Origin of the sequence: Acidovorax sp. SUPP3434 (assembly GCF_030159015.1) — a bacterium.
GTDB lineage: Bacteria > Pseudomonadota > Gammaproteobacteria > Burkholderiales > Burkholderiaceae_C > Paracidovorax.
Window position 1 is genome coordinate 1 of the sequence record NZ_BQXL01000030.1, and the last position, 8,323, is coordinate 8,323.

1 protein-coding gene is annotated in these 8,323 nt (G+C 66.3%); it reads left to right on the forward strand.

Annotated elements, in window-relative coordinates:
- Window positions 1-8,118 (forward strand): amino acid adenylation domain-containing protein (locus AVKW3434_RS23990; protein WP_502869172.1); only part of this gene is annotated, 8,118 nt, incomplete at its 5' end.
- Between the last annotated feature and the right edge of the window lie 205 nt (window positions 8,119-8,323).

An 8,323-nucleotide genomic window follows, 5' to 3' on the forward strand; every position in this document is an offset into this window, starting at 1 on the left:
GACCGCAAGGCGCTGCCGGAGCCGGAGATGGCCGGGGTGCAGCAATACGAGGCACCGCAAGGCGAGCTGGAGGAGATGCTGGCGCGCATCTGGGCCGAGGTGCTGGGCGTGGAGCGCGTGGGCCGCCGGGACGGCTTCTTCGAACTGGGCGGGCATTCGCTGCTGGCCCTGGGCCTGCTGGAGCGCGTGCGCGCCCAGGGCCTGCGCGTGCAGGTGCGCATGCTGTTCCAGCACCCGAGGCTGGCGGAGTTTGCACAGGCGTTGCAGCGGGAGCAGGGGCAGGCGCAGGAGCCGGGTACCGGCGAGATCGACGTGCCACCCAATCTGATCCCCGAAGGCTGCACGGCGATCACGCCGCAGATGCTGACCCTGGTGGAACTCGATGCCCAGGAGATCGCACGCATCGCAGCCGTGGTGCCCGGGGGCGCGGCCAACATCCAGGACATCTACCCGCTGGCGCCGCTGCAGGAGGGCATGCTGTTCCACCACATGCTGGACACGCAGCACGATGCCTACGTGACCTCGCACGAACTGCTGTTCGACAGCCGCGAGCGACTGGAGCACTTTGCGGCCAGCTTCAACGCCGTGATCGCGCGGCACGACATTCTGCGCACGGCCGTGCTGTGGGAAGGCCTGCGCGAGCCGGTGCAGGTGGTGTGGCGGCGGGCGGCGCTGCAACTGCGGTGGCTGCAGGATGCCAGCGCGCTGCCGGCCTTGCACCGCATCGACGTGCGCCAGGCGCCCATGATCGATGCCTTTGCCGTGGCCGAAGGCCAGCGCTGGAGGCTGCAGCTGTACACCCACCACATGGTGGACGACAACACCACGCTGAAGCTGGCGGTCAGGGAGATCGGCTTGGTGCAGCAGGGCCTGCAGGCGCAGTTGCCCGAGCCGGTGGCGTTCAGGCGCTTTGTGGCGCAGGCGCGGCTGGGCCGCAGCAGGGCGGCACATGAGGCGTTCTTCCGACAGATGCTGGGCGACGTGCAGGAGCCGACGGCGCCCTACGGGCTGTTGGATGTGCGCGGGGATGGCTCGGGCGTGCAGGAGGCGCGGTTGGCACTGGATGCGGGCCTTGCGCGGCGCATCCGCGAGCAGGCGCGCAGCCACGGGGTGAGTGCGGCGGCATTGTTCCACCTGGCCTGGGCGCTGGTGGTGGGCAGGACCACGGGGCGTGACGATGTGGTGTTCGGCACGGTGCTGTTCGGGCGCATGCAGGGCGAGAGGGATGCGGGCCGTGCGCTGGGGATGTTCATCAACACCTTGCCGATCCGAATCGGGCTGGGTGGGCAGGCGGTGGATCAGGCGTTGCGGCAGACGCATGTTGCGCTGACGGGGCTGCTGGAGCACGAGCATGCCAGCCTGTCGCTGGCGCAGCGCTGCAGCGGGCTGGAGGCGGGGGTGCCGCTGTTCACCGCCTTGCTCAACTACCGCCACGGGGCCGGGCAGTCCGACGATGTGCAGGCCGAAAGACTTCAGTGGGAAGGGGTCGAGATGGTGGGTGGGGCGGAGCGCACCAACTATCCCTTCGGCCTGTTCGTGAATGACCTGGGCACGGATTTTTCGTTGGTCGTCCAGGTGGCATCGGGCGTTGATGCGTCCACCGTCGGTGGCTATGTGAGCGAGGCCATTCAAGGCGTGGTCCAGGCCTTGGGATCGCCGTTGCCTGTGCGGCTGTCGGAGATCGGTGTGATGCAGGGCCAGGAGCGTGCGCGCCTGCTGAACTGGAGCGTGGATGCCCATGGCCACCCGTGGACGGCTCCCGTCCACCGCCTGTTCGAGCAAAGGGCACGCGAATGCCCCGAGGCGCCGGCCCTGTCGTTCGGGGAGCGGACGCTGAGTTATGGAGAGCTCAACGCGAGAGCCAACCGAGTGGCCCACCGCCTGATGGCTCTGGGGGTGGGGCCGGAGACCCGGGTGGGCATTGCCATGCAGCGCTCGGTGGAGATGGTGGTGGGACTGCTGGCCATCCTCAAGGCCGGTGGTGCCTATGTGCCGCTGGACCCGGATTACCCGGCCGATCGCCTGGCGCACATGGTCCAGGACAGCGGCATCGGCCTGGTGCTGGTGCAGTCCGCGCTGCGCGCGAGCCTGCCTGGCCTTCAGGAGTTGCAGGTGGTGGAACTGGATCAGTCGGATCTGCCGGGCCTGGATGCCGGACCTTCGCACGATCCCGCGGTAGAGCTGCATGGCGAGAACCTGGCCTATGTCATCTTTACCTCGGGTTCGACGGGGCGACCCAAGGGCGCAGCCAACCGGCACGGTGCGCTGCACAATCGGCTGGCCTGGATGCAGCAGGCCTATGCGCTGACTGCAGCGGATGCCGTGCTGCAGAAGACGCCGTTCAGTTTCGACGTATCGGTCTGGGAGTTCTTCTGGCCGCTGATGACCGGCGCCAGGCTGGTGATGGCCGACCCGGGGGATCACCGCGATCCCGCCCGACTGGTTTCGCTGATCCAGCAGCATGGCATCACGACGCTTCACTTCGTGCCTTCGATGCTCCAGGCTTTTCTCGGGTATGAGGGCATCGAGGCCTGTACAAGCCTGACCCGCATCGTATGCAGCGGCGAAGCGCTGCATGCCGATGCACAGGCCCAGGTCCACAGGCGGCTGCCGGGCGCAGCCCTCCACAACCTTTACGGGCCGACCGAGGCGGCCATCGATGTGACGCACTGGACGTGCCGCAACGACGGGCGGGCCAGCGTGCCCATCGGTCGCCCCATCAGTGGCATCCGTACTTATGTGCTGGACGCACAGCTGAATCTGACGGTGCCGGGTGTGCCGGGCGAGCTGTATTTGGGCGGCCTGGGCCTGGGCCGTGGCTACCAGCACCGCGCCGGGCTGAGCGCGGACCGCTTTGTCGCGGACCCGCTGGACGATGCTGGCGGGAGGTTGTACCGCACGGGGGATCTGGTCCGCTGGAGCGCGGACGGGCAAATAGAGTATCTGGGCCGCATCGATCATCAGGTCAAGATCCGGGGCCTGCGCATCGAGTTGGGCGAGGTGGAGGCGCAACTGCTGGCGCAGCCGCAGGTGCGCGAAGCCGTGGTCATGGCAAGGCAGGGCGCCGGGGGCGCGCGCCTGGTGGCCTATGTGACGCCTGCGCCATCCGGCCCGGATGCAGCCCTCGACACCGATGTGCTGCGTGTCCAGTTGGGGCAGGTCCTGCCCGACTACATGGTGCCCAGCACCGTCGTGGTGCTGGACGCCTTGCCTTTGAATACCAATGGCAAGGTGGACAGAAAGGCGCTGCCCGAGCCGCAGGCGCCGGCAGGCAGCGCATACGAGGCACCCTTGCCGGGTGTCGAGGCGTTGATGGCGGAAGTTTGGTCCCAGGTGCTGAAGGTGGACTCCATGGGCCGGCATGACAATTTCTTCGCGCTGGGCGGTGACTCCATCCTCAGCCTGCAGATCGTCACGCGGATGCAACAGCGCGGCTGGCACATCACGCCCCGGCAGCTGTTCGAATGCCAGACCATTGCTGCGCTGGGCGCTGTGGCCAAGGAGACCGATGCAAGCGCATCGCAGGGCCGCGCGCCAAGGCGCTGCTCGGACCTGAGCGACTACCCGGAGGCAGACCCGGCCTGGTTCCCGCTGCTCGACAGGGACAACATCGAGGATGTCTATCCCCTGGCCCCCACGCAGGCCGGCATGCTGCTGCATGCGATGGAGGCGCCGGGTTCGGGCTTGTACGTCAACCAGTTGAACCTGGAGGTCGGCAATCTGAATGCGGCCCGCCTGGCGCGGGCCTGGCGGGTCATGGTCGATCGCCATGAGATGCTGCGCACCGGATTCCTGTGGCACAGCGCCATGGCGCGGCCCCTGCAGGTTGTGCTGCGCAGTGTGCAAGCGCAGGTGTCGCTTCTCGACTTGTCCGGCGTGGAAGCCGGTGAGACCGAGCGCCGTGTGTCGTCGCTGGCGCAAGAGCTGCTCACGCGCGAGATTGACTGGTTGCGCCCGCCGCTGTCACAGGTCACCTTGATCGACCTGGGCGCCGACCATCCAGGCCATCGACATCGCCTGATCTGGACCCACCACCATGTGCTTTCGGATGGCTGGTCCGATTCGCGCCTGATGGGCGAATGGCTGCGCGCGTACGCTGACGAGCCTCTGCCGGCCAGGCCCGCGCCCTATGGCGATTACATAGACTGGCTGCAGGCCCAGGACATGCAGCAGGCGGAGCAGTTCTGGCGGGGCGAGCTTGCAGCGTGCGACGGTCCCAGCCTGCTGGCGCAAGCCACGGCAAACAGCCATCCCGGCCAGGGCTTCGGCAAGCTGTATACCCACCTGGGCCGCCAGGAGACCGGCGTACTCCAGGCGTTTGCACAGCGCGAGCGCGTCACGCTCAACACATTGGTGCAGGCCGCCTGGGCCTTGCTGCTGCAGCAGCACACGGGCAAGGAGCGCGTGCTGTTCGGCTCCACGGTGGCCGGCCGTCCCGCGCAACTCCAGGGCGTGGAAGAGATGATGGGACTGTTCATCAATACCATTCCGGTTCCCGTCGCAGCCCCGGGCTGGCAAAGTGTGGGTGACTATCTGCGCGAGGTGCAGCAGACCAACATGCGCGTGCGCGAGTACGAGCATGTGTCACTTGCCGATATCCAGCGCTGGAGCGGATCGGGCGGTAGGCCGTTGTTCGACAGCATCATCGTTTTCGAAAACCTGCCCATGGACGAGACGCTGCGCAGCCTAGAACGCTTCGGCCTGCAGTTCGGCCCCATGCAGGGTGGCGGTCTGACCGGGTATGCCATGGACCTGCAGGTCGTCGTGGGCGAGTACCTGGACATTGAGTACTGTTACGACCGCCGCGAGTTCGACGAGGACCAAGTGGCGGCGCTGCGCTCGCAAATGGAGCATGTGATGCAGCGCATGGCCTGCGATGCGGCTTGCGCATTGGGCGAACTGGGTTGGCTGGACGATGCGGCGCGTGACGGCCTGGTGGCCCTGGGCGGCAATGATTCACCGCCGCCGAGCGCCAGCCATGGGGCCGTTCACCACCTCATCGAACAGCAGGCCGCCCGGCGCGGCGATGCCATCGCCTTGTTGATGGGTGACGAGGAGCTGAGCTACGCCCAGCTCAATGCCAGGGCCAATCGGCTGGCGCATTGCCTGCGCGGCCTGGGAGTGGGGCCCGACGTGCTGGTGGGGGTGGCGCTACAGCGTTCGCTGGACAGCATCATCAGCCTGCTGGCCGTACTCAAGGCCGGCGGCGCCTATCTTCCCATCGACCCCGGTTATCCGGCCGACCGACTGAAGTACATGGTCGAGGACAGCGGCATCGCCCTGCTGCTGGCTCACCGTGCCGTGGCGGCCCGATGGCCGGCTTGCGAGGGTGTCGAGGTACTGGAGCTGGAGAGCATTGATCTGCCCGGTGGCGAGGAAAGCGCATGCAACCCGCAGGTGGCGCTGGGGGCCGACCATCTGGCCTACGTCATCTATACCTCGGGATCGACGGGGCGTCCCAAAGGGGTGGCCGTGGCCCATGGGCCCCTGGCCATGCATTGCCTTGCGACGGCGGAAATCTATGGCATCGGGCCCCAGTCGCGCGAGCTGCATTTCATGTCTTTTTCTTTCGATGGGGCGCATGAGCGCTGGCTTGCACCCTTGTGCGTGGGGGCCGGGCTGGCTTTGCGCGAAGAGGAACTTTGGACTGCGGAGCAGGCCTACGAAGCCCTGCGCCGCTATGGGGTGACGAATGCCGCGTTCCCTCCTGCCTACCTTGGACAGATCGCCGACTGGGCGCACCAGCGTGACGATGTTCCGCCCGTGGAGTTGTATGTCTTTGGCGGCGAGGCCATGCCCAAGGCCGCCTATGAAAAGGTAAGGAGCAGCCTGCGGCCGCGCTTGCTCATCAACGGTTATGGTCCCACGGAGACCGTGGTGACGCCGCTGATCTGGAAGACCACGGCCGATCGCAGCTTCGATTGTGCTTATGCGCCCATCGGCCGACCCGTGGGCGAGCGCAGCGCCTATGTGCTGGACGCCGGCCTGCAGTTAGTCCCCCGCGGTATGGTGGGCGAGTTGTACATCGGCGGCTACGGCCTGGCGCGAGGCTACCTGGGGCGCAGTGCACTGACGGCAGAGCGCTTCGTAGCCAGTCCCTTTGACAAAGACGGCGGGCGTCTGTATCGCACCGGCGACCTGGTACGTTGGATGGAGGACGGCAATATCGAATACATCGGACGCGTGGACCACCAGATCAAGGTCCGCGGCTTTCGCATCGAACTGGGTGAGGTCGAAGCCCGCGTGCGTGAGGTTGAAGGGGTGGCCGACGCCGCCGTGGTCGCCCACCAAGGCGCTGCGGGCGTGCAACTGATCGCCTATGCCGTGCCTCGGGATGGCCTGTCCGCGGAGGAACTGGTGGCGCGCATACAGCAGCAACTGCCCCAGCGGTTGCCGGAATACATGCTGCCCTCGCGCGTGCTGGGTCTGCCGGCCCTCCCCCGGCTCATCAGCGGCAAGCTGGACCGCGCTGCGCTGCCGCCCCCCGTTGCCGAGGTGCGAAGCACATTCCAAGCACCCGCCAGCCATGCGCAGGTCGAGATGGCCAGGATCTGGCAACAGGTGCTGGGCGTGAAGCAGGTGGGCATCCACGACAACTTCTTCGAACTCGGCGGCGATTCCATCATGAGCCTGCAGGTCATCTCGCGCGTGAAGAATGCCAAGCTCGGATTCAATCTGCGCCTGCGTGATCTGATGCGCCACCAGACCATCGAGGCCCTGGTGGCCGCCTGTGCCGCGCAGCCCGGTTCCGTGCGGCCGGCGGCGGCCGCGGTCGTCGCCCATGGCGAGATCCCGTTGGGCCCCATACAGCAATGGTTCTTCTGCGAGGACATTCCATCGCGCCACCATTTCAACCAATCGGTGCTGCTGCGTGCGACACGACCGCTGCACAGCCGCAACCTGGAAGAAGCCGTTCGCCTGTTGCAAGCCCGGCATGATGCTTTTCGCATCCGCTTTCGGCGTAACGGGGCTGGTGTGTGGACGCAGGCCTATGCGCCGGACAGCGGATCCACCGTGCTCTGCACGCTGGAGGACGTGGCCGTTGACGACATCTCCCGCACTTGTGAAACCGTGCAGTGCAGCTTGGATCTGGAGCACGGGCCTTTGTGGCGCGTGGCACATCTGCGCGTTGAAGATGGCAGCGAGCGGCTGTTGATCGTCGTCCACCATCTCATTGTGGATGGCGTTTCCTGGCGTGTGCTTCTGGAGGACTTGCAGAGCCTGTACCAGCAGCTTAGCGACGGTGCTCTGCCCAAAGGTTTGGCCGAATCTGCACCCTACAAGGCCTGGACTCAGCACCTGCACGACCCTGCCACGCTGCAGCAGCGCATGCCCGAACTTCCCTACTGGCTGGGCCAACTCGGCGCCGCCGGGGATCTGCCGCGCGATGATGAGTGCGTCAGGGCCGTCATCAAGGACAGGGCCACCGTGTCCCTGCAACTGGACGAGGTGCAGACCCATGCGCTGCTGCGCCAGGCGCCTGCAGCGCTGGGCGTTTCCACGGAGGACCTGCTGCTGGCGGCCCTGGTGCGTGCCGTCGCCCAGTGGACGGGGCAGGATGCCCTGCTGCTCACCCTTGAAGGCCATGGCCGCGAGGCCGACGATGCGGGGATCGACCTGAGCCGGACCGTAGGGTGGTTCACCAGCGCCTATCCCGTGCGCCTGACCGGTGGTCGACTGGCTGCGCGGCAAACTCTGGAGAGGGTCCGGGCCGGCCTGCAGGGCGTGCCGGGCAAGGGCATCGGCTTTGGGGCCTTGCGCTATCTGCATCCCGACGAGAAGGTGCGGGGCGCGCTGAGCACCGTCGAGCCCCGGATCACCTTCAACTATCTGGGACAGTTCGACCAGACCTTCGATGGCGAAGCCAGCTTCATGCCTGCCGGCGAATCTCCCGGTGCCGAACGCCATCCCGAGGCGCCGCTGGCGAACTGGCTGGAAATCATTGGTCGCACGTACGGCGCAAGGCTATCCATGGGATGGAACTACAGTGCCGCCATGTTCGAGCGAAAGACCATGGAGCAACTGGTGCAGGCCTATCACGCGGAGCTGGTGGCATTGCTGGCGCAGGCAGTGGCAGACCCGCAAGAGTGCCTGGTAGCTGAAGCCGGAAGCGTGTGACAGGCGGGGCGGCGCAGGCACCGCCTGCGCCAGTTCCGCAATAAAGAAAGAGCGCCGTGGCGCTCTTTCTTCATTAAAGGTGACCCGTCCTGAATGAGGTTGACACCTTTCTGTTCATCAGAAAGGAAAGTCAAGTGGATCAATGGGTTAAGAGAACGCAGAAGGACTACACACTGGCCTTTAAGCTGGCGGTGGTGGATCAGGT